The organism is Herpetosiphon sp., assembly GCF_003512625.1.
Lineage (GTDB): Bacteria > Chloroflexota > Chloroflexia > Chloroflexales > Herpetosiphonaceae > Herpetosiphon > Herpetosiphon aurantiacus.
This window is the reverse complement of sequence record NZ_DOPT01000010.1, coordinates 38,553-64,128: the sequence shown is the minus strand read 5'-3', so window position 1 is coordinate 64,128 and position 25,576 is coordinate 38,553. Positions and strand designations below refer to the sequence as shown.

Below are 25,576 nucleotides of genomic sequence, written 5' to 3'. Positions count from 1 at the left end.
CGAGCATTAGGCCTTGTTTCCTCACCCCTGGCCCTCTCATCGCGCACGCGGGAGAGGGCCAGGGGTGAGGGATAGCTTTAGTCATGTGTGGCGATTGGCGTTTGCTCAATTTGTAAAATGCTGGGTGATAGAAAAGCCAAACAGCACACCAAGGCGGCAATAAAACCACCGCCAATAAAGATCATGCGAATGCCGATCAATTCGCTGAGTGGTCCGGTCAGGGGCAAGGTCAGCGGGCCAGCTAGGCCGATCATGGTTGAATAGAGTGAGAGGGCACGGCCCTGCATTTGATTGGGCACAATTGTTTGGACGATTGCAATAATTGGTGCATTGCCGATGGTATAGGTTACCCCACTGATAAACCATAAAACCACTGCTACCCAAAACAGCGAGCTAGGCACAAGCCCCGCCAAGCCAACCATCGCTGACGAGAGCGCAAACATCACCAACACCAAAACAATTCGGCGCATGGAAAACTGCATGATGCTGATCATCAGACCACCGATTAACATGCCCAAACCGCCCATACCTTCCATCAAAGCAACCCGCTCAACTCCACCGCCAAATTCTTGCTGAATCAACAACGGAGTCAGCACGAAGGTTGGAATCAACACCGCCACCATCAACAAAGTTAGTCCATACATCAAAGTTAAGCCGCGATGGTGCAGAATCATGCTGAAGCCGCTGCGAAAATCGTGCCACATGCTGGCTTGATCCTCGGTAGCCTGACGAGTTTGGGGCACTTTATAGAACAATAATGGTGTAATTGCGAGTAGCGCAGTGACCACATCGATCATCAACGCGCCTTCAAGAGAAAATAAGCTCATCGCCAATGCGCCAAGTGGAGCCGCCGCCACACTCATCAAGCCCAAAATAATCTGGTTCATGCCAGCTGCACGCGTTAGCCAATCGGGCGGTACAAGTTGGCTGGTGCTGGCCGTCGCGGCAGGGCTTTGAAAGGCCTGCATCGTGCTGCGCAAAAACATCAGCGTGTAGATATGCCAAAGCTGAATCTGCTCGGTCGCAAAAAGCACAATCAAAATAACCATACTGATGGCTGAAATCAGATCGCTGCTAATCATAATCAGGCGGCGATTCCAGCGGTCGGCGATGATACCGCCAATTGGCCCAAAGACTGCTTGTGGCAGCAAGGCCATCATGCCAGCGAGCGATAAAGCTTGGGCCGTGCCGACGGTTTGGGTGATCCACCATATTAATACAAATTGGGTCAGGGCGCTGCCGACCAACGAGCTAGCTTGACCCAGCCAAATGGCAAAAAAGCGTGGTTTCCAAACAATGTGGCTCCAGTTATCGATTGGGTTGGTCGTTGTGGGTTTGAGCGTATCAAGGCTCATAGGTTAACCTCAATAATTCATCGTAAAGCGCCTGTTGGGCCGCCGCTGAAATAATTGGCAAGCCGATTAATTCGCTGAACCACAGGCTATCGCAGGCTAGTTGAATAGTGAGTGAACGCCCAAGCGTTAAGCCATCGTTGGCTGGCGCTGGGGTAGTTTGCACATAGGTTTCGCGCCAATAATCAAATAACTCAGGATAGATTGCGACCACTCGCCGCACCGCGTGCAGCATTTGAATATCTTTGGGTGGTTGGCTAAAGCTGGCATGCACATAGGCTCGACACCAATAGCCTGCCACGTCAGGCGATTCTTTGGCCAATTCTCCGGCTAAACATGTTTCCCAGGCCTGTTTGGCGAGATCCAGCAAACCCTGAAATAAGCTCTCCTTAGTTGGAAAGTGATGTAGCAAGCCGCCTTTGCTCACGCTGGCTTCTTTGGCAATCGCTTCTAGGGTTACGTTGGCCGCACCATCACGCATAATCACGGCAATCAGTGCATGCAAAAGCTTGGCTTTGGTGGCTTGGGGATTTTTCTTCGTCATGCAAAACTCCAAACCGTCCAGATAGACGGTATAATACCGTCCAGACAGACGGTTGTCAAGCAGCACATTAATCTGGCTATGATTTTAGCTGATTAAGCCTTTTGTGTTCGCATATCGCCGACGGCACGCACGCATCGGTGCAATTCCTATTGTGGTTTGGATAATGGGTTGAGTATCAGATAAACATAGGGTTTATCAGCAGGATGATCTCCATTAAGTCCAGGTTGGGGCATCCTCTTGCTTGACAAGTGGGCTATCAGTGAAGTATATTTCCGTGTATATACACTTATTTTAAGGGAAGGCCGATGGAAGCCACTGTTTTAGCCGAATTGCGTTTTTGCGCCTGCGCTAACCTGCGAAAAACTGCCAGGCTTGTGACGCAGGCATACGATGACGCGCTTAAGGAGACCGGCCTCCATTGCAGTCAGTTCACCCTGCTGGCGACGCTGGCGCAGATCGGACCGAGTGGCATGGGCCAGCTCGCCGAAGCGCTTGGTATGGATCGGACTACCCTGACCCGTAATCTCCAGGCGCTCCAGCGCGATGGCTTGGTCGAAGACCAGCCCGACGGCGATAAACGCCGCCGTCAAGTGGCGATTACCACGCGAGGTGTTGCGGCACTTGAAGCAGCACTGCCGCTTTGGCAACAGGCCCAAAAACGTGTTGTCGTGGTGCTTGGCAGCGATCAGTTCGGCGATTTACTTGATACGCTGAAAACGCTGCGCCGTGGCGTTCGCTAATTTTTTTGATCATTTACGTGTATATACACCTATATCTGGAGGATCTATGGCTCATTTGCAGAATCATCCGACAGTGCTGCGCTTTAGACAGGAGCGGGCTATTCAGTCAACCGAGGATTTTCCGAGGCTGGCCGCTACGACGCTCCGCGATCTTTGCCTCGACTCTGGCGCAGACGATGTTGGCTTCGTATCCATTGATCGGGCGGAGCTTGACAATCAGCGGGCAGAGATCTTGGAAAATTTCCCCTGGGCACGCAGCCTGATCAGTATCGTCTGCCGCATGAATCGCGAGCCGATTCGCAGCCCGGCGCGATCGGTTGCCAATTTGGAGTTCCACCACACGGTTGATCATGCCGACGATGCGGCGCATACGATTGTCACGGCACTGGAAGCACAGGGCGTGCGTGCGGCCAATCCAGCCAGCGGCTTTCCGATGGAAGTCGAGCGATTTCCCGGCAAAAGCTGGATCATCTCGCACAAACCAGTGGCGGTGGCGGCAGGACTGGGACAGATGGGTATTCACCGCAACGTGATCCACCCACGCTTCGGCAATTTCATCTTGCTGGGTACGATCGTCACCGATGCCGTAATTTCGGCAGAGGATAAGCCGATCGACTACAATCCCTGTCTGGAATGCAAGCTTTGCGTGGCGGCATGTCCGGTCGGGGCAATTAGTCCGTCTGGCGACTTCGACTTTGCAGCTTGCTTCACCCACAATTATCGCGAGTTTATGGGTGGCTTCAATGATTGGGTGGAAACGCTCGTATCAAGCAACGATGCCGGGGAGTATTACGAGCGCACCACAGCCAGCGAGACAGCCTCGATGTGGCAAAGCCTCAGCTTTGGTGCCTCGTATAAGGCGGCCTACTGCATCGCCGTCTGCCCCGCTGGTGACGACGTTATCGCGCCTTTTCTGACTAATCGGGCTGGCTTTCTGAAGGAGGTAGTCAAGCCGTTGCAAGATAAGGTTGAGACCATTTACGTGTCAACCGAAACGACGGCGGCCTACGTGCGGCGACGCTTTCCGCATAAGCATGTCAAGCGGGTTGGCAGCGGCATCCGCTTCTCCTCGGTCGAAGCCTTCGTTAAGAGCCTGCCCCGGGTTTTTCGTCCGACGGCTGCCGAAGGGGTAAACGCCGTCTACCATCTGGTTTTCAGCGGAGCCGAGGACTATGCTGCAACCGTCAGCATCGGCGACGGCCCAGATTCGCGAAAGCGAGTGACGATTACGGAGGGTTGCGTCGGCCATGCCGACCTGCGGATCAGCGCCGACAGCCGAACATGGCTCGGGATAGTGGCTGGCGATCGCACCCCGACATGGGCGCTTGTCCGACGCAAGTTGCGATTACGTGGCTCGCTGCGGTTGATGAAGGTGTTTCGCGCCTGCTTCGCGGCCTGAGACGGCGCTGTTACGCGTAGGCTAATCGAGACACGGTAAGGATGTTCTGTATGTGCTGTCGATCCAGTCATTCCAATACATCCTCAGATAATCGCCTATGCGTTCTCGACTCATTTTTTGAAGGTACGGCTGCATCTTTAACCATACATCACAGTGATTGCGCATGATCGCTGCATATATAAAGGCAAAGGGTCTCATGAAACTTTCAGCAAACACAATCCTCATCACGGGTGGAACAAGCGGTATCGGCTTGGAACTCGCCAAGCAACTCCACCAACGACAGAATACCATTCTCGTGACCGGACGAGATCCCAATAAACTCCGAGCCATCCACGAACATATCCCAAGGGTACAGACCTATCAAAGCGATGTCAGTGACCCGGCGGCAATTGCCGCACTCTACGAACGGGTAACGAACGAGTTTCCTGATCTAAATATGCTGATCAATAACGCTGGCGTGATGCGGACGTTGCGGCTAAACGGGCGGATTGGCTTACAGGACATTGGCCGTGAGATTGAGGTCGATCTGCTTAGACCAGTGCGCATGATCGAGCAATTCTTGCCGTTTCTCAAAACAAAGCCCCATGCCACCATCATCAATACCTCATCATTGCTCGCGTTTGTCCCCCTCGCCAGTTCGCCTATTTACAGCGCAGCAAAGGCCGGCTTGCATTCCTATACCCAATCTCTTCGCATCCAACTGCACGATACGAATGTCACAGTGATTGAACTGGCTCCGCCTGCCACCACCACCCCATTGCTGGAGAACTTGGGTTCCGACTCCCTCAATAGCAAGAATCCAATCGTGATGAATGTTGAAAAAATGGTACGGGTAGCCCTGGAGCAACTTGAACACGACACCGCCGAAATTCGGCCAGGCATGAGCAACATCATGAAGCTGATGAGCCGTTTTGCACCAACCTTTATGCTGAAGCAGGTGAACAAGTCCATCACCAGTGACTTGGCAAAAGCCAACCTAGGCGAGGAATAGTGACACGTATATCTTGAACGAACACGGCTTGATTCTGATAAATCTGTGGCAATGGATCAAGTGGATGGGCATCGTTTCGTTTGGTCATCCGCTTGATCCATTGCCTTTGCCAAATTGTAACTTAGCTGTAACTCCTTCTGGGTATACTGTGGCACTTTGTAGGTACGGCTGAAATGCCTATCGGTCGGTACTAACGCCATTCATGTCATCAACTTTATGAAGCGTGAGGCTCATAGGCGAGTTAGGTAGACCTGATTTATCGTGTCTGTGCGCACAGCTTGAAATTCATACAATACGATTCCAAGCGACAATTTCGGTATGATAGCGTCCATGTCTATATATTCAAGACCACATCTCGTCGCAAGAACGGCGGGTGAACTGAGAGATGCCCAGTCTGCGAGCCGCATGAGCAATTGCGGCTCGCACCCCCTAATCCAGCGCTGGGTGACGAACAAACGCTAGCTGTCACCGACCACAGCCCTGTGTTACGGGCAGTTATGGCAGCATAAACAATAAGCTTGATGTGCATACCTCTATCTAGTATCTCAGCTATTGCCAAGCCTTTACGTTTGATTATGGAAGCGTTACACTTAATCCAAATGATGATTTTTGGACGTGTTTGTGAGGATGCAATGGAGCAATTGCTCACGCGAGTTGATCATCTGGGCTTGGCCGTGCACGATCTTGAGCAAGCGATTGCCAGTTATCGCCAGCAACTCGCGCTTGATGCTTGGGAAATTATCGAGATGCCGGAACGGCATATGCGGGTTGCGGTGGGTCAGGTTGGTGGCACATTACTTGAATTAATCGCCCCGACCAGCCCTGATGCAGCTTTTGCCAAATTTTTGGCTGAACGCGGCGAGGGGATTCATCATGTGGCCTACACCGTCGAAGATATTGATCATGCTTTAGAATCTTTGCAAGCCCAAGGTGTACGCCTGATCGATCACCAGGCGCGGCCTGGAATTCATGGAACTCGGATTGCCTTTATTCACCCCAAAGCCTTACATGGTGTGTTAACTGAATTAGTCGAACATCCCAAAGCGACAGTCTAACGCAGTGTGCTAACATAGTGCGTCATGATGGCCTATTTAAGCAACGAATAGGCTCAAGCTTATGTTACAATGACAAACCAATCAGGATTTTTGGGGCAATGTCGCCTCATTTTTTGTTCTAAGCTTTTAGGAGGTCGCTGGTGACTAACAGCTTGACGATCACCGATAATCGTACTGGGAAAACTTACGAATTGCCCATCGTCGATGGCACCATCCGCGCCCTCGACTTACGTCAGATCAAAGCAGATGCCGAAGATTTTGGGCTGATGACCCACGACCCAGGCTTCAATAACACCTCATCATGCCGTAGCTCAATTACCTATATCGATGGCGACGCTGGGATTCTGCGCTATCGCGGCTACCCAATTGAGCAATTGGCTGATAGCAGCAGCTACCTCGAAACCGCCTACTTGATTCTCAATGGAGAACTGCCAACCAAACCACAACTTGATGCATGGGTTCATGAAATTACCCACCGCACAATGGTGCATGAAAATATCAAGAAGTTAATGGATGGCTTTCATTTTGATGCCCACCCCATGGGGATGTTGATTAGTACCTTGAGTGCAATGTCAACCTTCTATCCTCAAGCCAAAAACGTCAAAGATCCAGCAATGCGCCGTTTGCAGATTGCTCGCTTGATCGCCAAAGTGCCAACGATCTCGGCCTATGCCTATCGCAAACGTATGGGCTTGCCCTACGTTTACCCCGATAACTCGTTGAGCTATACTGGCAACTTCTTGAAGATGATGTTCCAAAGAGCTGATCCATACATTCCAGACCCAATTATGGAAAAAGCCTTGGATGTTTTGTTCGTTTTGCATGCCGACCACGAGCAAAATTGTGGCACGAATGCGATGCGCTCAGTGGGTAGCTCAAACGTCGATCCCTATTCAGCCATGGCTGGGGCGGCGGCAGCCTTGTATGGTCCGCTGCATGGCGGCGCAAACGAGCAAGTGCTGCGCATGTTGCAAGAAATCGGTTCCGCCAGTAATGTTGCCGATTACATCCGCCGCGTCAAAAATCGTGAAGTCTTGTTGATGGGCTTCGGCCATCGCGTCTACAAGAACTACGATCCTCGCGCTGCGATCGTCAAGCAGCTGGCCTACGATGTGTTTGAAGTTGTTGGGCGTAACCCAATGATCGACATTGCCTTGGAACTTGAAAAGATTGCGCTCGAAGATGATTATTTCGTCTCACGCAAGCTGTACCCCAATGTCGATTTCTACACGGGCATTATTTACCAAGCAATGAAATTCCCTGTTGATATGTTCCCAGTGCTGTTTGCCATCCCTCGCACGGTCGGTTGGTTGGCCCAGTGGGATGAAATGCACAACGACAAGGAAACTTCAATTGCTCGCCCACGCCAGATCTACACTGGCTACGATGCTCGCGATTTCGTTCCAGTCGAAAAACGCGGCTAAATCAAATACCACGGTGATCGGAACGCCCGCTGGGAGTTTGCTCCCAACGGGCGTTTTTTAAGTTATAGGGTTGTAAAGTGCTGGAGATCTGGCTGAAATCCTTGTAAATGGAGCGGTGCCGGGCCAAAGCCAGCCCGCATTATCGCAGCTCGATAGCGCAAGGCTGCCTCGACCGTAACCAGTCCATGCGTCAGGGGTAAGCTTGGGTCGGTTGCCCATAACAATGCTTCGAGTTGGCAACTAGCGGCGGCATTCGGTAGAATTTCGGCTAAAATCCGTTCGTAAAGGGCCGGATTGCTGAGTGGGAGATCGATTGTGCGCTGGCTTGGCCCACACGCGAGCTGCCCGCCACCAACGATCAAGACATCGCCATGGTGTTGCATACGCTGAATGGCTTTGGCTGGGTCAAGGCATGGTGGAAACGAATCATCAACCACAATTGTGCCGGCTTGTAACTGTTCTACCTCAATAATTCCGGCTGTGCTTGTGGCCGCAATAATGATTTGGCTTTGGTAAACGTCGATCGGCACTCCACTATCGGCGGCAACTACCTTAATTGGGCCTGTATAGCCAGCCTCGTGCTGCAAGCGGGTGGCGAGGTCGTTGAGCCGCGATTGATTGCTGGCGAGATCACATAGCACCAACGAGCGCGGATGTGGCAGGGTTTTGAGGAGTAAATGCAAGACTGATTGCCCAATCGAGCCAAGCCCCACAATGGCCACGTCGCTTTGTGCCAGTTCGTGACCTGTTACGACAAGGGCGGACTCAAGCGTTAGTACCACGGCGACGACGGTTGTGGCATGGCCAGTCGTGAGGGCTGGTTGGGGTTGGGTATCGTGGGCTAGCGCACGCAGCACACCATACCCATAGCCAGTAAGCGCTGGCAACATCCCTGCTAATGAAACGCAGCGCACGCCCCTCGCTTGGGCTAAAGCCATTCCAGCAGCGATTTCGTTTGTGATGTGGGCGGCATGGTTGGGCTGCAACTCCTCGGCAAAGCGCGGTAAACACAGTAATGCTGATGATCCAATGGGAGTCTCAAGTAGTTCAAACCAGCGCGGCTGTCCAGCAGGGAAGAGCATCGCACGCAACTGCTCGCGTAGCTTGGACTCAGCGCCTTGTAGCCCAACCAGCGCTGCAATACTTCGGCTTGGTGGTAGATAGCCGATCAATGCAGCATCGAGGGTGTTTGATTGGATGTTGACTGGCCGTGTGCCAACCTGAATCTGGCGCTGCTTAATGGGCTGTGGTTTTGCAATAAGTTGCTGCATTGCTGCTAGCAAACCATCCATAAAGCCTTGCATGGTGGTGTGATCAAGTTTTGTAGGGGCTGCTTGCAGTGTGAGCCGCAAATTGCCATTCGTTGCGCGTGCGCTAAACAGCAACTCGGTCGCGCCAAATGGTGGTTGAATTTCGGCATATGAGTTGTCCCAATCAAGCGTTAGCGTTTGGCTCTGCAAGCTTCCAAGAGCCTCAAAATCCAAGAATGTGAAGAAAAATTGTGCCCCCGTTGCAGTAATGGCTGAGATTGTGTTATCAGCACCAATGATTCGGGCAATTTCCGTAGGTGCTAGTGCATGCTGGTAGGCGCTTCGGAAGGCTTGGGCGACTGGTTGCAAGAGACTATGGATCGCTACTTCTGGCTGGTTATGAATGAATCGAATTGGTAATGCGGTGGCGAAACAGCCGAATATCCGCTCAATATCAGGCAAGGCAAGGTCGCGACCAGCGTGGGCAGTGCCGATTACCAGGTCGTTGGCCGCAGTGAGTTGGCGCAATTGATAAATAAAGAGACTCAGCAGCACTACATAAGGGGTTAAACCCTCGACTGCCGCCACTTGCCGTAGTTGTTTCAAGGTCTTTGCTGGTAGGCTGCGGCTGATATTCAGGGTTGTTGCAGCTGGCTCGACATTATTGGCTGGTAATAACGGTCGGTGATAGGTTTGGCGAAATTGATTACGCCAGTATGCTGCGTGTAGTGCTGATTGCTCACTCGATTGTTGGATTAATTTGACATAATCTTGAAACGTTGAGCGTAAATTGGGCAAACGTGGCGATTCACCCCGCCCAAGACTATCGTATATGTGCAGTAATTCTTGGCCGAAAATCCATGCACTCCAACCATCGCCAATAATGTGATGAGCGGCAATCAGCCAGATATGGCGAGTTGGAGCTAATCGCAATACCCGCATGCGCAGCAAGGGCGGTTGATCAAGTTGAAAGCGCTGCGTTTGTTCTGCGTACCAGTGCTGCTCAATTAGCTGATGTTCATCAGCACCAGCAGCAAGCAGCGCTTGCACATCGTGAACGATCAAGTGGGGAAGCTCAAATGGTTGTTCTTGCTGAAGCGGCGGGCGTTGATCGGTCAATATGCGCACGCGCAGCATTTGATGGCGCTTGACGAGGATGCCAAGCGCCTGCTGAAGCAACGCTTGATCCAGTGGGCCTGTGATGGCAAGGCGGGCGCACCAGGTTGTTGCCGCCGCTGGATCAAACGCCTCGGTTAGCATAAAACCGATTTGAGCGGGGGTAAGCGCAAACGTTGGATTGTCGGCTTGGATCGATGATCGCTGTTCGGCGAACGTTGGTTGCTCAGTTGATTGTTGCTGGCTAGCCGCTGCATCCAAGGCCTGAGCGAAACCTACCAAGCTACTTTGGGCATACAAACTAGCGGCTCTTGGTAGTACCGCGACACGGCCCTCTAGACGGGTTAGCACCTGCAACAGCAACAGCGAATCGCCGCCCAATTCAAAGAAATCGTCATCGCGATAAACATGTGGTAGGTTAAGCACCTTCTGCCAGATTTCGGCCAGCAGTAACTCGGTTGCGGTTTCCGGCTGCACTCCTTGGGCTACATTGATTGGGGCCGGAATTGGCAGCGAGCGTAGTCGAGCACGATCAATCTTGCCTGAACTTGTGATTGGAAAGGATGCCACCGCATAAAAGCGCTGAGGAATCATCTGTGGCGGCAAACGCTTTGCTAACCAGCGCCGTAGCTCCGGATCGGATGGCAAGACGGCTTTTGTTTCCAAATAGGCTGCCAAGATTGACTGATCGCCAGCCTCAACCATACAAGCAACCGCTTTGGTAATTGCCTCATGTTCTTGTAATGCGGCCTCGATTTCGGCTGGCTCGATGCGATAGCCGCGTAGCTTGATTTGCTCATCAACCCGACCAACAAACACCAAATTGCCATCGGCTAGCTCACGAACTAAATCACCCGTTCGATAGAGTCGTGCGCCTGCTTGTAGTGGATCAGGCACAAACTGGAGTGCCGTCAGATCGGGTCGCCCAAGATAGCCCGCTGCTAGCCCGCTGCCGCCGATGTACAACTCGCCGATTGTTGCGAGCGGGCAGATTTGCCCTTGTTGATCAAGCACACGAGTGATCGTGCCAGTGATTGCTTTGCCAATTGGAATGTGGGCGTTTATGCTTGGTCGTTGCCTAATTTGGTAAGCAGTTGCGTTGATCGTGGCCTCGGTTGGCCCATAATGATTAACAATCTGCTGCTGTTCGCCGTAGATATCCATCCAGCGTCGGACATAGCTCGCGGGTAGCGCCTCGCCGCCAACCCCAATCAATCGTAGTTCGCTCAAGGCGGGTGCTGCTTGCCCATCGGCAATCCGGCGTTCGATTGCCGTGATCACACGTTCCCAAAGTGCTGGGACAGAGCGCCAAATGGTCGGACGCTCACGCTCAAGTACCTCTAATAACTCAAGTGGATCGCGTACCGCCAACGCATTAAGGGTAATCACGCTGCCACCCGAGGTCAGTGGCCCAAGAATCTGACTGATAGCCGCATCAAAGCTGAGCGCGGCGGTTTGGAGCAGCCGATCATTCGGGCTGTAATCGAAGCGTTCAACCAACCACTCAAGATAATTAGCAAGCGCTCCATGGGTAATCGGCACACCTTTTGGGCGGCCTGTTGAGCCTGATGTGAAAATGACATACGCAAGATCAGTCGGCGTGGGCGTGGCAATCGATGGCATTGAGGTTAGGGCTGTCACTTGCTGAATGAGTTGATCAAGCCAGCCTAGTTGAAGCTGCGGCATTGCGCTTTGCTGGAGTTGCAAAGCTGTTTGGTGGGTTTGATTGTGATGGAGCAGTCGTTGAACACCCGCTTGAGTAAGCTGATCGTGCAGTTGGGCTAATGGATAATCGGGATTAAGCCCAAGCCATGGTACGCCCGCCCATAGCGCCCCTACCATCCCAACAATGCTGGCAATTCCTGGTTGGGTTAGCAGCGCAACTGGTTGATTTGGGCCTGCGCCGTTGGCCAAAAGCCAAATTGCCACCTGTGCTGCATAGCTCGCTAGTTGGGCATAGGTTAATAATTGACCATCAGCATTGACTGCAACTCGCCCAGGCTGACGCAAGCACTGGTCAAGAATTCGGCTTGGAGTCAGCGATTGCGGTTTGGCTGCGACCAGCTTTGATTGTAACGCTGGCTGGGGTTGGCTTGGCTGAATGATCGCCATTAGATCGCGCCGATAGCTGTTGGCTAGCTGTTCGATGGTGTGAGCTTGGAAGGCGCTCGTTGCATAGATCCACGTGCACTGGAGCACGCCACGGACTTCGGCAATGAGTAAGGAAAGTTGCGTTGCTGCTGTGGCTGTACTTGCGGTTAGCGCTTGAATGCTGATTGGACAATCCTCGGGCAGCTTGCCGGGAAAGCGAGCAAGACTGAACGAAGCCGCACCTGGCGCACGTGGCCCGGTTTGGTGGCGTACTCCCGACAAGCGAGCCAAATCAAGAGCCGAGATGTTGGAATGTTGTTGGATACTTGTCCACTGATCACGAATTAATCCAGCTAAGCTGTTGATATCAGCAGCTTCGTCAAGGGTTAAAAGCAACGGCAGATGATCAGCGCAGCAGCCAACTATTTGCTCAATGCCAACCAAACGCATGCTCCGCCCATGTTCAGCCACATTGATCGCAAGGGCATTAGTATGGCTCCAATCTGCTAGCTGACGAACATAGATCGCCAACAGCAGATGAAAGAGTGAAACTCCTAATGCTGCGGCATGCTGGCGTAGTTCCCTGCTTGTAGCTAAATCTAGCTGCTGGTGGAAGCTACCAATTGGCTGGGTGATTGCTTCGCTGAGGGGAGCATCGGTTGGCAGTGTCCAGGTAATGGCAGCGTTATTTTGACCCAAATAGCTATTCCACCAAGCGCGATCAATGCTGGCTTGCTGGCTGGTTGCGGCCTTAAGCGCGTGCTCGGTGTAATGTTCAAAGGTACAGGCTAGGGCTGGGAGAGCAATTGGCTGTTTTTGTACCAGCTGGGTATAGACCTGCCATAGCTCGTCGATGAGGATGCTGGTGCTCCAACCATCGGCAATACTATGATGAAGCAACAAAAGCAATACCCAACGATCAGCGCTATCGGGCCAAAGCACAACTCGAAATAACGGAGCCTTGAACAAATCAAATTGATAATGGGCTAACTGCTGCTCAAAGACTGCATGATCCGCTGGAGCTTCCCGTTGTTCAAACCACAAACTAGGTGGTAGCAGATCTGCTGCGATGATCCGCTGGCGTGGCTCAGGTTGCTCGTGATCAACTGGCTCAAATTGCGCCCGCAGCATTGGATGGCGCTCAACGAGATAGCATAGTGCCTGCTGTAAGGCCACTTGATCGAGGAAGCCCGCAATCTGTTGGCGAATCAGGGTAAAGGCTGGGCTGGCCGGATAGAGCTGATGCCCCACGTAAAAGCTAACTTGGGCTGGCGCGATTGGGAATGCTTGATTTAGATTGATCGACGGAATAGTCTGCATCACAATATCAGTAGCTACTGTTTCTGCTATTCCAACTTGGCGCTGCTTACTCAGATACGCCACTAATTCACGAATAGTCTGGAACTCAAAAAACAGGGTTAATGGCAAGGTTGTGCCAAGGGTTTGTTCAAGTTGTTTAACCAAATCGACCGCTTGCAACGAGTCAAGGCCGAGCGCCAGAAACGAAGCATCCTCAGAAATCTGTTCAGGTGGCAATTTCAATGCGTTACCCACCAAGGCTTGAATCTGCTGGGTAACATTCATTGCAGGATTACTGATTGCAACTGGCGGAGTAATTGCTGCTTTAGTTGCTTGATACTGCGGCTCAGCTGTCGATTCAACAGGGGCCAAAATAACAACTTGGCGTTGCTCGGTGTAAAGCACTTGGTCAAATGCCTGTAATGCTTGGCTTGGATGCAGTGGTGGTAAGCCGCGCTGGCGGAGTTGCTCAACCAACATTGGATTAGCAGCCAAGCCAATTCCATCCCAGGCGGCCCAATTTAGGGTGGTCATGGGCCGTCCAGCTTGGCGCTCGCTTGCTGCAAACGCATCAAGAAACGCATTAGCTGCTACGTAATCGGCAATTCCCCCGCCGAGGCCAGCGACCACAGCGGCAATTGATGAGCAATTGATAAAAAATGCTGGTCGTTGCTGGTAGCGCTCAAGCGCTCGCGCGAGCAGCCATGTACCGCTAACTTTTGGTGCGAGCACGGCCAGCAACTGCTGGGCGCTTTTGGCTTGTAATGAACCTACATCGACAATTCCTGCTGCTTGAATGATCCCAAAAATCCCATTGCTGGAGGCTGCCAGCTCGGCAATAAGCTGGTCTACCTGTTGGGGATCGCAAATATCAACTTGGCAGTAGCGAGCCACTGCGCCCAAGTCGTTGAGTTGTTCAAGTAAGCTGCTGCGCTGTGCATCAAGGGCAGAACGGCCAAGCAAGATGAGGGTTGGTTGGTTGTGGGTTGCTAGATGGCGGGCAAGCTGAGCGCCAACCCCGCCTGTTCCACCTGCGATGATAATCACCCGACCAGGCTTTTCACTTGGTGGTCGCTTGCTTGGGCCGCCCGCTAAGGGTGCTAAGGTGCGGGTTAGCCGTTTGCCCGCCCGCCATGCAACGACCCCATTGCTTGGTTGGGTTTGTAGCTCCCCCAAGAGTAGTTGGCCTTGGGCTGGGATGTCGTCGGTCAATTCGAGATCAAGTGCTACACAGGGAAATTTAATCCGCTGATCGGGCAAGGCTGCTGCTAGCCCGGCAAGCAATGCTTGTGGCGCAACAACTTGTGTATGGTTGTTAATCGCGTATGCTCCCGCTGTAACAACCCATAAGCCGTTGGGTTGCTTGGATGTGGGTAAGGCCAAGATTGACTTGATTGAATCCAAGAGTTGGAGCGCCCCAACGTAACAAGTTTGCTCAAACGCGTTGGTTTGAGCAATCACTTCATCGGAACTCAGCGCACCTAGGATGATCAATCCATAACGATTGGAGATGGTTGGAAGCACGCTGTTGAGCATTGCACTGGTTGTTACAACACAGGCTCGATTGGCTGTATTCAGCAATCTAAGCAGCTGGTCGGCCAACGGATTGTTATTATCTGCAATCACAACCCATTGTTCGAGCGCTTGGTCGCTTGGGGCAGCTAATGCAGTCTGAGTCCAAACAACTTGTTGAAGGAGCGCTGGCGCGTGATCGGGCGGAGGCTGGGGGGCGGCTACCTCGCGAAGATTGGTTAATTCGAGGAGGGTTTGCCCATCGGCAGTCTTCAAATTCAAGCGATACCCACGTGGAGTAGTTTGCAAACTAACTGCGGCAATCGCCTGACCATGGAGCAACGCTGGGTGCTCAGGTGTTGGTTTAAGTTCAAGTGTCTGAAGACGTGGCTTAAGCTCGGGGGGGGTTGGCAACCAATGGCGAATACGGGCGAACGGGTAATTTGGCAGGGGCACACGTTGTCCCTGTTTGCCCACCAATGCTGATAGCTTGAAATCAACGCCATGAACCCACAAGCGCCCAATTGCCGTGCGAATAGTGGTGTAGTCGTTTGTGCCGCGCTTGAGCAGTGCCTCGACGCTTGAGCTGGCAGCTCGCCCTACCGCCATTTGGCGAGCAAAGGCTGTTAGCGTGCTGCCTGGGCCAATCTCAATCAAGGTATCGAACCCTTCATTGAATAACCGCTCGAGCGCCGCAGCAAACCGCACTGGCTCGACAACTTGGGTTGCCCAGTACTCGGCATCGAGCTTAGCAGTACCATGCATCCATTCAACGCTGACCGTACTCAACAGTGGAAGCGTAGGGGTTGCTGGCTGAAACTTGGCGGCGACCTCGGCAATCGCAGGCACTGCTGCTTGGATCAAGGGTGAATGATAAGCCATATGATCGTTAACAATCACCGCATTAAATCCATCACGCTCCAAATCTGCGAGTGCCTGCATAACTGCAACCCGCTGACCTGAAATAACCACCTGATTGGGTGTATTGTAGGCAGCGATTGTTACGTCAGCGGCATAGTGGGCCACCACTGTGGCAACAATCAGCTCTGGGGCAAAGACTGCCGCCATCATGCCCGGCTCTGCCAATGTTGCCATCAGCTGTCCCCGTGCCCGCGCCAACTCTAAAACTGCCTCAAAACTTAGGACACCAGCGATACATGCTGCTGCTAGCTCACCAACACTATGGCCAACCAGCGCATCAGGACTAAGCCCCCAACTGATAACAAGGCGAGCTAGGGCCACCTCAAAGGCCACAAGCAGCGGCTGGGTCACAGCGGTATCGGCCAAGGCACGACTATCAACATCCGCATCCAAACACCATTCGAGCAATGGCCGCCCATTAATTGGGCCAAGTTGCGCCGAGGCAGCATCCAGGGTGGCCCTGAAGACTGCTTCTTGTTGATAAAGCAGTGCCCCTTGCTGGGGATATTGTGCTCCTTGTCCCGCAAATAGCAGGGCAATTTTACGGCGTTGCGCGGTTGGCGGCGCAGTGATCAGCACTGGATTTGCCGCTCCGGCGGCTAAACAGGCCAACCCATCGACAAGTTCGCTATGCGCTCGCTCAGCCCCATCGCTGGCTAGGACTGCGCGGTGGCTAAAAACTTCACGCTCAGCCAAGCTAAAGCATACATCGGCTAGCTTCAACGCCTTATCGGTTTGCATGCGTTGGGCTAAAGTAGCTGCAAGTTCGGCTAAAGCCTGCTCGGTACGAGCCGAAATTGGTAGCATTTGAAAATCGTTTGGTATGTGCGCAGGATTTGGTGCTGGAGCTGGCGCTTCCAGAATAACATGGGCATTTGTGCCCCCAAACCCAAAGCTATTAACCCCAGCACGGAGTGGCTGTGGCCCGTGCCACGGTTCAAGCGTTGTGTTGATCGTCATTCCAGCTGCTGCAAGATCAAAGCGTTGATTGGGGGTTGTGTAATGCAGCGATGGGGGAATTTGGCGCTGCTGAAACATTAAGATCACTTTGATCAGGGAGGCAATGCCCGCAGCATTGAGTAAATGGCCGAGGTTGGTTTTGACCGAACCGATCCGACGTGGTTGATTGCTTGTTGCTGGAAAAGCTTGGGCCAATGAACGAGCTTCTATCGGATCGCCAATGGCAGTACCAGTGCCATGGGCCTCGATATAGGAGATACTTGCTGGATCAAGGTTGGCTTCGCGGTAGGCTTGGCGTAGCACTTCCGTTTGGCGCAATGGGTTGGGAGCCATTGGACTCAACGAGTGCCCATCATTATTGATTGCTGAGCCACGAATCAGCGCTAAGATGCTATCGCCATTGTGCTGGGCATGACCTAAGCGCTCTAGCACCAATACTCCAGCCCCCTCGCCGAGGACAATTCCATCGGCTGCGGCATCAAATGCTTGGCAGCGCCCGCTTGGTGAGAGCGCTCCTGCACGTTCCAACAGTTGATAGGGGGTTTCGGTTAAATTAAGGTTAATGCCACCTACCAACGCGAGATCGCAATCGCCAACGAGTAAACTTGTGCGAGCCATATGCAGCGCAACCAAGCTTGATGAGCAGGCAGTATCAATCGCAATTGCTGGGCCATTTAAATCAAGACAATGGGCAATTCGACCAGCAATCAGATTGCGCATGTTGCCAGTTGCTATTGATGAATGAAGCTGTTCGCTATGCGCCAATAGAGGCAACAATAGCTCTTGATACGAGGCCTCACCAACCCCCACAAATACACCAACTCGCCGACCATTCCGTCGCTCGGCTGCATACCCCGCTCGTTCGAGGGCATGATAGGCTAACTCTAGCAACATGCGTTGTTGAGGGTCCATGGCTGCGGCTTCATCCGCGTTAATGTTAAAAAAGTCGTGATCAAAATAGCTGACTGTCGCTAACTGGCTGCCCCACGCTTGGCCATTGGGCGCGGGGCTAGCCGTTGTGTCATGGCGTGGGCTTGGCAATTGTTTAATACTATCGACCCCTGCGGCCAAATTCAACCAAAACTGTTCTGGTGTATTAGCATCGGGCAATCGGCAGGCCATACCAATAATTGCGATTGGCTCGGGGGTAGCGAATCGATCGCTACGCGCATCTGGCATACTATTAGTTGACATAATTTCTGGTTGTTGAATCCAAGCGATTAGGCCTGCGGGTGTGGGATGGTTGCGTAGCACGGCGGCATCTGGCTCTCGGTTGAAGCGATCACCAATTTCTGCTAAAAGATCCATTAATTGTAGCGAGGTTGCCCCGAGTTCAAAGACCGAATCGTGCAAGCCTATCTGACTTGGATCAAGCTCTAACGTTTGAGCGCAAAGCATAATAATCGCTTGTTCCAAGTGGTTTAATGCCATGCGTGGGGGAGAATTAAGGGCTGCTAAGGCTTGTTGCACATCAGCGATCACCGCATCGAATTCACCCAACTCATAGCGTTCGCGCAGCACATTACGCTTGAGTTTGCCGCTGCTTGTACGTGGAAACTGGCTGGCTCGCAACGGCACAATATCGATTATTGTCGTGCCAGTTGTGCGTCGCAGCCTGCGGATTGCTGTGTTGATTGCGGGCAGTACCGTTTGCCATGCGTTAATCGCCAGAAATACAACGACGCGCTGACCATCTCGCTCAGCGCCACACACTGCGATCCGTTTGGCATGTAGCCCATCAACGGTGCTGATGAGATCTTCAAGATCAGGTGCATGATGCTTTTGCCCATTAACAATCACGATCTCCTTGGCCCGTCCAGTAATTACCAAACGTCCATTGCGTAAAAAACCAAGATCGCCAGTGCGCAGCCAACCATCGCAAAATGCAGCGCTCGGGTCGTTGCTACGATAATAACCGCGCATCAATTGCGACCCTGATACCTGAATATGACCGATCAAATCATCGCCGAGCAGCTTATCCTGATCATCGACGATCCGCACACGACAATCGGGAATTGGCAGGCCAACATCAACCAGTTCTAACCAATCGGTTTGGTCGATTGGGTCAGTGCTGTGATGTTGGTTCTCGTCAGGTGAGCTAGCCCGTGCTTCATGAAGCAATATGTGACGATTAATATGATGGGTGGTCATACCTGTGCCCAATGGGGATAGGCTAACGCCGACACAAGCCTCAGCTAAACCATACACCGGTAGCAAAACCTGTGGCGATAAGCCAGTTGGTGCAAGTTGAGCAAGAAACGCCCGACAGCTCGCCGCAACAATTGGTTCGGCTCCAACGATCAACAACCGCACACAACGCAGATCGAGACCTACAAGCTGTGCTGGTTTTACCCGACGATTGACCAAATCGAGGGCGAAAGGAGCAGCAGTTAACAAGCTTGCTTGATGTTGATGGGTGATTTCTAGCCAAATAGCTGGACGACGGGCAAAATAAAACTCATCAATTTTGACCTGTTTGATTCCAGCTGCCAGCGGTAGCAAGTGCGCAGCAATTAAGCCCATATCATGATAATAAGGCATCCAACTGACAACGCTATCTTGGGAGTTGATGGCACAGGCACTCCCCATTTGGTACAGATTTGCCAGCAACCCAGCATGAGACAACTCAACTCCCCGAGGCTGGCCGGTGCTGCCCGAAGAAAACTGGAGATAGGCGAGATCATGGGGCTGAACGCTACCTTCAGCGCTGATGTGCCCTGAACGATGACGTTTAGTTATTGGGCTGAAAAGCTGGACTGCCGTAGTCCATGGCCCATCAAGCGCGGTGGGTCGTTCCTGCGCTAATTGTGCTGGTGGTGCTAGTTGTTCCGCTAGCGCGATGATTGACTCGCCAACTGCGTGATTGACAAGTAAAGCTGGCTGCTCTAGGCTTTGCCAAATTGCCAGAATCCGCTTTGGTTCGGCGGCCAGCGGTGCGGGGACAAGACCTGCAAACAGCGCACCCCAAAAACCAACCAAGAAATCGACACTCGATTCAAGCGCGATCAAGACTACTTGGCCTGTGCTGAGTCCACTGCGTCGCAACGTTTGGCCAACAGCTTGGGACGATCTATAGAGTTCGTGGTAACTGATACTTCGTTCGTTACCAGCGGCAGCAATATGGATAATTACTTGGTCAGGCGTGGTTTCTGCTGCGGTTCGAAGCAGCTCGGGAAGCGTCGTCGTAGCAGCAATGCAAGACAACAAATCAGCTACCATGGGATATACTCCAGTATGGCCTTTATCAAAACGAGTCTCATCCCGTGACTGCCGATTTACGGACAGTATTTGTGGAAAGGAAAGGCCGCGAAGCGAATTCTAGCTTCAAACCGTTCATTTTACCAAATAAAGGCGATCTTAGTCGTATGATCATGATGATCGGGGTTGTAGATGCAAGTGATCCATTGTTATCAAGGGCGATCAGGAGTTCGACTGAGCCACATCCTTGAGCAGATATGGCTCCATTGGAATTACGTGCTTGGTTCCTGCTGCGAGCGATAGTAGGCAACCAGCGCATTCGCATGACCATGACCAAGATTATGCTCGGTCTTTAGCGCAGCAACCATTTGCATATGGGTCTTGCCCACCATGCTATCAAGAATGGTCATCCAATGATCAATCGGATAGCCATAGGTTTTTTCGATCGATGGGAAATACGAGGCTGGGCCTTTGGGTGGTTTTTCCTGGGTCATATGACTCCTTTCAATTGGTATCTAGTCTGGTCGTTGCAGTATAGCATTCGCAAACTTCGATAGCGATGGTCGATTCTGTCGATGTTTGCCCGAGAGAGATATTATGAATCGTGTTGATCGATTGCTGGCTATCGTGCTTGAGTTACAGGCGCATCAACGGCGACGGGCCGCTGATCTTGCCGCGACGTTTGAAATCAGCGTGCGCACCGTGTATCGTGATATCCTCGCACTGTGCGAGGCAGGTGTGCCGATTATTAGTGTGCCAGGCCAAGGCTATTCCCTCGTTGAAGGCTACTTTTTACCACCACTCCAGTTGACTCCCGCCGAAGCCTTGCTGATTGTGCAAGGACTACGGGCGCTTGGTCACTTGTATGATCCGGCCTATGCCACTGCGGCCCGAACGGCAACCACAAAAATTATAACCGTGCTTCCGCCACCGCTGCGCCTGCATGTGACCACGATGCAGCAAGGGATGGCGATTATCGCAGCCCGTGATACGGCGATCCAGCAAGGCCACTTGACAGTGCTGCGGGAAGCGATTGTGGCCCAGCGCTCGCTTCGAATGGGCTATCATGGGCGCACCACCCCCTTTGCGGCTGCGCGTCACACGACTCGTATGGTCGATCCCTATCAGCTAACCTGTGTCCGTACCGTCTGGTATCTCCACGGCTTTTGTCACCTTCGTCAGTCGATGCGCAATTTTCGAGTCGAACGGATTGGTGACCTGACGATGCTGGATCACACATTTGAACCAACGGGTACATCACCCATCCCTCAGGATGCCACCCAGCTTGATCAGCCAATTTGTGTCCAAGTATTGTTTGCAGAACAGATAAAAACATGGGTACTTGAAGATCTGCCCTTTTTTGTAGTCAGCACAATCCAGCAACCAGACGGACTCTTGGCAATCCTGCATGTTCGTGCGATCACGGATGTGGTGCAGTGGATTTTGAGTTGGGGACGGTTTGCGCGGGTGCTCGAACCGATTGCCCTGCAAACGCTCATCCGTGATCAGGGTTGGGCAATTCAACGAATGTACGATTTGCCTAAAACGCTCCTGCCATAGGGGTGTCACAGCGGGGTGTTAAGCTGATGTCGTCTCGCCTATTAGAGGAGTCCTGATCAATGGTTCAGCTGAATTGGTTTGAAATTCCCGCCACCAACTTCGCTCGTGCGGTCGCTTTTTACAATATCGTGCTGGATACAACCTTGCGCGAAGAAGTGTTTATGGGTATTCCCAATGCAATCTTGATGACCGCTGAAGGCCAAGGGATTGGGTCAATCGTGCATTCGGCAACGGCTACGCCGTCGCGTGATGGGGTGTTACTTTATTTGGATGCGACAGGTCGGCTTGATGCCGCACTAGCATTGGTGGCGGATCACGGTGGCATAGTGGTGATGCCGCGTACATCTATTGGTCCGCAAGGCTGGATGGCGATTATTGCTGATACGGAGGGGAACCAGATTGGCCTGCACGAACGCCTGCCAGTTGAGAATCCTATTGTCTAGAACTCCACAAGGTTGGTAAAAGTAAAATTGCCTTTGATCCATCGTGATCAAAGGCAATTTTACTTTTAGTTGTTCGGTTTGGCTATGGCTGGAATCAGTTTTGAATAGTTTTTGATCAATCCTGAACGGTGGGCAGTAACTTCACGAAGAGTTTCGTAGCCTGTCTGCCATTTTACATATTGGCCAATCCAGTTGTTGACGACTGTTGGATGCAGAAGCGCCCCAAGTTCATCGTAACGCTGTTTCCATGCAGGAGATGCCTCAATTGCGATGCAGACTTCCTCAATGATGTCCTCACCATAGGGTTGTGGGAAAGTAACAAGGATATCTCGAACTAATACCTCTACTCCTGCAGTGCGTTTATGCTCCATTGATGATGCTCCTTAATTGAGCCTGGCTCAGCCCGATAGATTGCTGCATGTAGCATACAATTATCACTAGGCATCCATTGAACGGTAAAAGCTGGGCCTGCGACGCGCGGCATCTCCTGCCATACCAGATCCATCACTTGGCTACGGCTGAGCGCGTCAGCTTGAGTATAGTATGCAGCCTGAAGCTGCGTCAAGGATGGTAGGGCTGGCAGCAAATCGGCCACCTGCAACAATATGTAAATTGACATAATTATATTGCTTATTGCCCAATTATTAGCTACTATTCGGATTAAAGCATCTGGATCACCATTGTGCTGCCATGCTTCGCCTTCATTTGCGCTCAACGCCGAATTTGGTAGCATGCTGCTAGTTCATTGGATAGATGGAGCATACATGCCAATTCAGCTTTATACCGATCTTGCGCAGGCTCAACAAGGCCCATTAGCACGAGTCGCCTTCGATACGGTCGAAGTTCCAGAGCGTTTACAACAAAGCCTCGACCACATGTTTGGGGTTGGCACAACGCCTGCCGCTGCGGTTGATCAGATCTTAGCCAGTGTGCGGCGCGATGGCGATGCGGCCTTAGAGCACTGGAGCCGCACGATCGAAGGCGTTGAATTAAGCCAATTTGAGGTCGATCGCTCGGCGATTGAAGCCGCCTATAGCCAACTTGATCCATTATTGGTTGAAGCGTTACGGATCTCTGCTGCCGAGATCGAGCGTTTTCATCGTAAGCAAACCCGCCAAAGTTGGGTTGATTGGTCGGATGAAGGAGCACTGGGTCAGATTGTTCTACCACTTGAGCGGATTGGGGCGTATGCGCCAGGTGGCACAGCTCCCCTTCCATCGTCATTATTGATGGGGGTAATTCCAGCTAAGGTAGCTGGAGTACGCGAGATTATTGTGTGCTCGCCGCCGCAACGTGATACTGGCGAGATCTCGCCGTTGGTCTTGGTAGCTGCCGATATTGCTGGAGTCCACCGAATTTTTCGTTTGGGCGGGGCACAGGCCATTGCTGCGATGGCCTATGGCACGAATAGTGTGCCACATGTCGATAAAATTATCGGTCCAGGCAATCTGTTTGTGGTGTTGGCCAAAAAGGCGGTGTATGGCACGGTTGATATTGAAGCCTTGCCCGGCCCTACCGAAACCATGGTGATTGCCGATGCTGATGCTAACCCTGAGCTAGTGGCTGCCGATTTACTCGCCCAAGCCGAACATGATTTGCTGGCTTCGGCGATTTTGCTTACGCCTTCGTTGGAATTGGCCGAAAAAGTCCAGGTCGCGGTTGCTCGTCAACTCGAAGAGCTTGAACGAGCTGAAATCGCGGCCCAAGCGCTCACCAATCGCTCAGGGATTGTGCTTGTCCCTTCATTAGAGGTTGCATTCGATTTAAGTAATGCCTATGGCCCTGAGCACCTCTGTTTATTAGTCAACGATCCTTGGCAATATGTGGGTAAAGTACGCAATGCTGGGGGCATTTTCCTTGGTGAACGTTCGTTTGAAGTGTTGGGTGATTATGTGGCTGGGCCATCGCACATTATGCCCACTGGTGGTACGGCTCGCTATGCCTCGCCAGTCAATGTTGACCACTTCCGAAAAGTTATTTCGTTGGTTGGCTTGAACGAAAAAGCCTTGCAACGATTAGGGCCAGTCGCTCAGCGTTTGGCTGAGGCCGAAGGACTGACCGCCCATGCGGCGGCTGTACGCCGCCGTTTAGAGCAATAATGTCGTTTATCAGTGGATACTTCTCTTGTGCTTTGTGATAGGCCAAAACGGCTGCGGGGTGCGAGACCAGCAAGCCTACCTTGTATTGCTGGCATCCACTGGAGTATCCGCTGATGCACGAAGACTGTAGAGGCGGATACTCCAGTGGATAGGGATAGAGCAGCACCGCTGCAAGGATTTGGTCGATGCAAGAAAAAGATACGTGATTACCTCACAGCACAGAAACCACGTATCCTTAACCCTGTTAGGGGCGAATGACGCTGTTATTCGCGAGTTCTTGGGTTGTTGTTGCGTTGATAAGCCGTAATGTTAAGGGAATATTCCGTGGAATAGCGCCTTGATCAATTCGAACCACTGAAACGGGAGAGTGTGTCCCACTTTCTGCAAACTCATGGGGCTGTGGGAGTGAAACAGTCGCATAGATGTGGATCATCGCTTCGCTAATGGTGATCGATTGAATTGACAGTGATGCACCACCAGCTTGTCGAAGACCGAGAAAGCATGCAATCATAACGGTTTGGGGTTGTTGCGATTGTTGAATGTGGTTGCGAACCGTTGGGTTGACCATTGCCGTTAGGTGGTTATCGCGTTGCTCTGATAGCTCTAAAAGACACATCGGCGTTGGCTCCCGATACTGCCCAGTAAATTCTCCCTCCCAGCTACTAAAATCGCTAACCAGTGTTATGGGAATCGGTGTTTCTGTTGGATGAGATGCGCCACATCCAACCAATATCGTACTTGCACAAAGCAGGAGCAGTAGTGATCGTGTCATGGAATACTCCTAGTATCAATGCGACTCAAGCGGGGTTTGTGACGATGTTACGCATTCCGGCGTTGGCGCTGATGGAGGAGCCGTGATGAAGCATAGCGATATGCTAGTGATGGGGTCACCACTTCTTTAATAACGAGGTGTGACTCCATCACTAGCTCCCTCAGGGGCTTCGAGCAGTGCCTTTACTCGTTTATATCAAGGCCATGCTGATCAATCCCAAACCATGGAATTGGCCCGTGAGAACTTCCCTGATAGCCAAAAGCATACCCCGATTTTGGATCTCCGCCTGGAGCCTCACCAGGCGCTCCAATAACGATATCGTAAAGACCATTTTGATCAATATCGGTTGCCGTGATCGACCAACCAAACTGGATTAAGCTTGGGCTTCAGTCCATTTGTTATCCAACGGAATCCTCGCTGGTATCCCAATCCAACCCAATTCGATCCGACGCGGTTTGCCCCAGCGGCGGCGGCCACACGACCACGTTTAAGCTATCTCCCCTTTGGTATTGGCGCACACCAATGTATTGGGATGCACCTCGCGCTCCAGCAGCTGACGACGGTGATGCAGACAATCTTGCAGACGGGGATACCAGGTTTGGTGGATATAACCTCCGTTGACTTTCGGCCTCAGGTTGTGTTGGAGCCAGATCGGGTCTTGTTCGCATCGTTTCAGCGGTGAAATCACTGTTGTGACGAGATGTCCAAAAACACTCCACTTCATCGCAACGAGGCTGCATCTGGAGTGTCATGTAAATTGTCTGTACTCTCGGTTGCATGCGCCGTATCCCACCAGCACCACGAAAACCGGCTCTCCCTCTTGTTGGTGAGGCCATAGGGTGAATTACAT

17 protein-coding genes are annotated in these 25,576 nt (G+C 52.2%); 9 read left to right on the top strand and 8 right to left on the bottom strand.

Going from position 1 to position 25,576, the window contains the following annotated elements; translation table 11 throughout:
* Positions 1-77 precede the first annotated feature (77 nt).
* Together DEF47_RS01940 and DEF47_RS01935 are read right to left on the bottom strand one after the other, a co-directional pair.
* Positions 78-1,355 (bottom strand): MFS transporter, encoded by a 1,278-nt coding sequence (locus DEF47_RS01940; protein ID WP_012189548.1) that lies wholly within the window; start codon positions 1,353-1,355, stop codon positions 78-80.
* Positions 1,345-1,896 (bottom strand): TetR/AcrR family transcriptional regulator, encoded by a 552-nt coding sequence (locus DEF47_RS01935; protein WP_012189549.1) that lies wholly within the window; start codon positions 1,894-1,896, stop codon positions 1,345-1,347. Before DEF47_RS01935 ends, DEF47_RS01940 begins: the two co-directional genes overlap by 11 nt.
* Before the next feature lie 305 nt (positions 1,897-2,201).
* Here DEF47_RS01935 and DEF47_RS01930 point away from each other — a divergent pair, with 305 nt between their 5' ends.
* From DEF47_RS01930 to DEF47_RS01910, 5 genes are all read left to right on the top strand, one after another.
* Positions 2,202-2,636 carry a MarR family winged helix-turn-helix transcriptional regulator gene (locus DEF47_RS01930; RefSeq protein WP_012189550.1) on the top strand — a complete coding sequence of 145 codons (435 nt, stop codon included), beginning with the start codon at positions 2,202-2,204 and terminating at the stop codon, positions 2,634-2,636.
* Positions 2,637-2,682: 46 nt separating this feature from the next.
* Entirely contained in the window at positions 2,683-4,035 is a 1,353-nt protein-coding gene (locus DEF47_RS01925; RefSeq protein WP_012189551.1) for a 4Fe-4S binding protein, read from the top strand.
* Between the two features lie 196 nt (positions 4,036-4,231).
* Positions 4,232-5,026 carry an SDR family oxidoreductase gene (locus DEF47_RS01920; RefSeq protein WP_012189552.1) on the top strand — a complete coding sequence of 265 codons (795 nt, stop codon included), beginning with the start codon at positions 4,232-4,234 and terminating at the stop codon, positions 5,024-5,026.
* Between the two features lie 632 nt (positions 5,027-5,658).
* Positions 5,659-6,081: a methylmalonyl-CoA epimerase gene (gene mce, locus DEF47_RS01915; protein ID WP_012189553.1), complete on the top strand. Its 423-nt coding sequence runs from the start codon at positions 5,659-5,661 to the stop codon at positions 6,079-6,081.
* A gap of 140 nt (positions 6,082-6,221) precedes the next feature.
* Positions 6,222-7,505 (top strand): citrate synthase, encoded by a 1,284-nt coding sequence (locus tag DEF47_RS01910; protein ID WP_012189554.1) that lies wholly within the window; start codon positions 6,222-6,224, stop codon positions 7,503-7,505.
* A 62-nt stretch (positions 7,506-7,567) separates the two neighbouring features.
* On the opposite strand, the gene DEF47_RS01905 is transcribed toward DEF47_RS01910, so the two are convergent.
* Positions 7,568-19,873, bottom strand: a complete 12,306-nt coding sequence (locus DEF47_RS01905) for a hybrid non-ribosomal peptide synthetase/type I polyketide synthase (RefSeq protein WP_012189555.1) — start codon at positions 19,871-19,873, stop codon at positions 7,568-7,570.
* Between the two features lie 251 nt (positions 19,874-20,124).
* On the bottom strand, positions 20,125-20,346 hold the full coding sequence (locus DEF47_RS01900; protein ID WP_012189556.1) for a DUF4287 domain-containing protein: 222 nt from the start codon (positions 20,344-20,346) through the stop codon (positions 20,125-20,127).
* Positions 20,347-20,449: 103 nt separating this feature from the next.
* Here DEF47_RS01900 and DEF47_RS01895 point away from each other — a divergent pair, with 103 nt between their 5' ends.
* Together DEF47_RS01895 and DEF47_RS01890 are read left to right on the top strand one after the other, a co-directional pair.
* Positions 20,450-21,412, top strand: a complete 963-nt coding sequence (locus DEF47_RS01895; protein ID WP_012189557.1) for a helix-turn-helix transcriptional regulator — start codon at positions 20,450-20,452, stop codon at positions 21,410-21,412.
* 59 nt (positions 21,413-21,471) lie between these two features.
* Positions 21,472-21,855, top strand: a complete 384-nt coding sequence (locus DEF47_RS01890; protein ID WP_012189558.1) for a VOC family protein — start codon at positions 21,472-21,474, stop codon at positions 21,853-21,855.
* A 65-nt stretch (positions 21,856-21,920) separates the two neighbouring features.
* Here the strand turns inward: DEF47_RS01890 and DEF47_RS01885 are convergent, their stop codons facing one another.
* Positions 21,921-22,226, bottom strand: a complete 306-nt coding sequence (locus DEF47_RS01885) for a hypothetical protein (protein WP_041304367.1) — start codon at positions 22,224-22,226, stop codon at positions 21,921-21,923.
* The gene (locus DEF47_RS01880) at positions 22,199-22,474 is read right to left on the bottom strand and encodes an RraA family protein (RefSeq protein WP_287044938.1); all 276 of its coding nucleotides are present in this window, start codon (positions 22,472-22,474) and stop codon (positions 22,199-22,201) included. Before DEF47_RS01880 ends, DEF47_RS01885 begins: the two co-directional genes overlap by 28 nt.
* 145 nt (positions 22,475-22,619) lie before the next feature.
* On the opposite strand from DEF47_RS01880, the gene hisD reads away from it, so the two are divergent.
* Positions 22,620-23,954 (top strand): histidinol dehydrogenase, encoded by a 1,335-nt coding sequence (gene hisD / locus DEF47_RS01875; protein ID WP_012189560.1) that lies wholly within the window; start codon positions 22,620-22,622, stop codon positions 23,952-23,954.
* A gap of 244 nt (positions 23,955-24,198) precedes the next feature.
* On the opposite strand, the gene DEF47_RS01870 is transcribed toward hisD, so the two are convergent.
* Both DEF47_RS01870 and DEF47_RS25130 read right to left on the bottom strand, forming a co-directional pair.
* Positions 24,199-24,726, bottom strand: coding sequence for a protease complex subunit PrcB family protein (locus DEF47_RS01870; protein ID WP_287044937.1), 528 nt, complete (start codon positions 24,724-24,726; stop codon positions 24,199-24,201).
* Between the two features lie 182 nt (positions 24,727-24,908).
* Positions 24,909-25,082 carry a hypothetical protein gene (locus DEF47_RS25130; protein WP_353845037.1) on the bottom strand — a complete coding sequence of 58 codons (174 nt, stop codon included), beginning with the start codon at positions 25,080-25,082 and terminating at the stop codon, positions 24,909-24,911.
* A 23-nt stretch (positions 25,083-25,105) separates the two neighbouring features.
* Between DEF47_RS25130 and DEF47_RS25125 the strand changes: the two genes are divergently transcribed.
* Positions 25,106-25,408 (top strand): cytochrome P450, encoded by a 303-nt coding sequence (locus DEF47_RS25125; RefSeq protein WP_012189562.1) that lies wholly within the window; start codon positions 25,106-25,108, stop codon positions 25,406-25,408.
* Positions 25,409-25,576 lie beyond the last annotated feature (168 nt).

Coding starts and splice junctions, on each gene's coding strand:
- DEF47_RS01880 (WP_287044938.1), bottom strand. CDS start 22,474: ATGTCAATTTACATATTGTTGCAGGTGGCCGATTTGCTGCCAGCCCTA.
- DEF47_RS01935 (WP_012189549.1), bottom strand. CDS start 1,896: ATGACGAAGAAAAATCCCCAAGCCACCAAAGCCAAGCTTTTGCATGCA.
- DEF47_RS01900 (WP_012189556.1), bottom strand. CDS start 20,346: ATGACCCAGGAAAAACCACCCAAAGGCCCAGCCTCGTATTTCCCATCG.
- DEF47_RS01920 (WP_012189552.1), top strand. CDS start 4,232: ATGAAACTTTCAGCAAACACAATCCTCATCACGGGTGGAACAAGCGGT.
- DEF47_RS01890 (WP_012189558.1), top strand. CDS start 21,472: ATGGTTCAGCTGAATTGGTTTGAAATTCCCGCCACCAACTTCGCTCGT.
- DEF47_RS01870 (WP_287044937.1), bottom strand. CDS start 24,726: ATGACACGATCACTACTGCTCCTGCTTTGTGCAAGTACGATATTGGTT.
- DEF47_RS01895 (WP_012189557.1), top strand. CDS start 20,450: ATGAATCGTGTTGATCGATTGCTGGCTATCGTGCTTGAGTTACAGGCG.
- DEF47_RS01885 (WP_041304367.1), bottom strand. CDS start 22,226: ATGGAGCATAAACGCACTGCAGGAGTAGAGGTATTAGTTCGAGATATC.
- DEF47_RS01930 (WP_012189550.1), top strand. CDS start 2,202: ATGGAAGCCACTGTTTTAGCCGAATTGCGTTTTTGCGCCTGCGCTAAC.
- DEF47_RS01905 (WP_012189555.1), bottom strand. CDS start 19,873: ATGGTAGCTGATTTGTTGTCTTGCATTGCTGCTACGACGACGCTTCCC.
- DEF47_RS01940 (WP_012189548.1), bottom strand. CDS start 1,355: ATGAGCCTTGATACGCTCAAACCCACAACGACCAACCCAATCGATAAC.
- hisD (WP_012189560.1), top strand. CDS start 22,620: ATGCCAATTCAGCTTTATACCGATCTTGCGCAGGCTCAACAAGGCCCA.
- mce (WP_012189553.1), top strand. CDS start 5,659: ATGGAGCAATTGCTCACGCGAGTTGATCATCTGGGCTTGGCCGTGCAC.
- DEF47_RS01925 (WP_012189551.1), top strand. CDS start 2,683: ATGGCTCATTTGCAGAATCATCCGACAGTGCTGCGCTTTAGACAGGAG.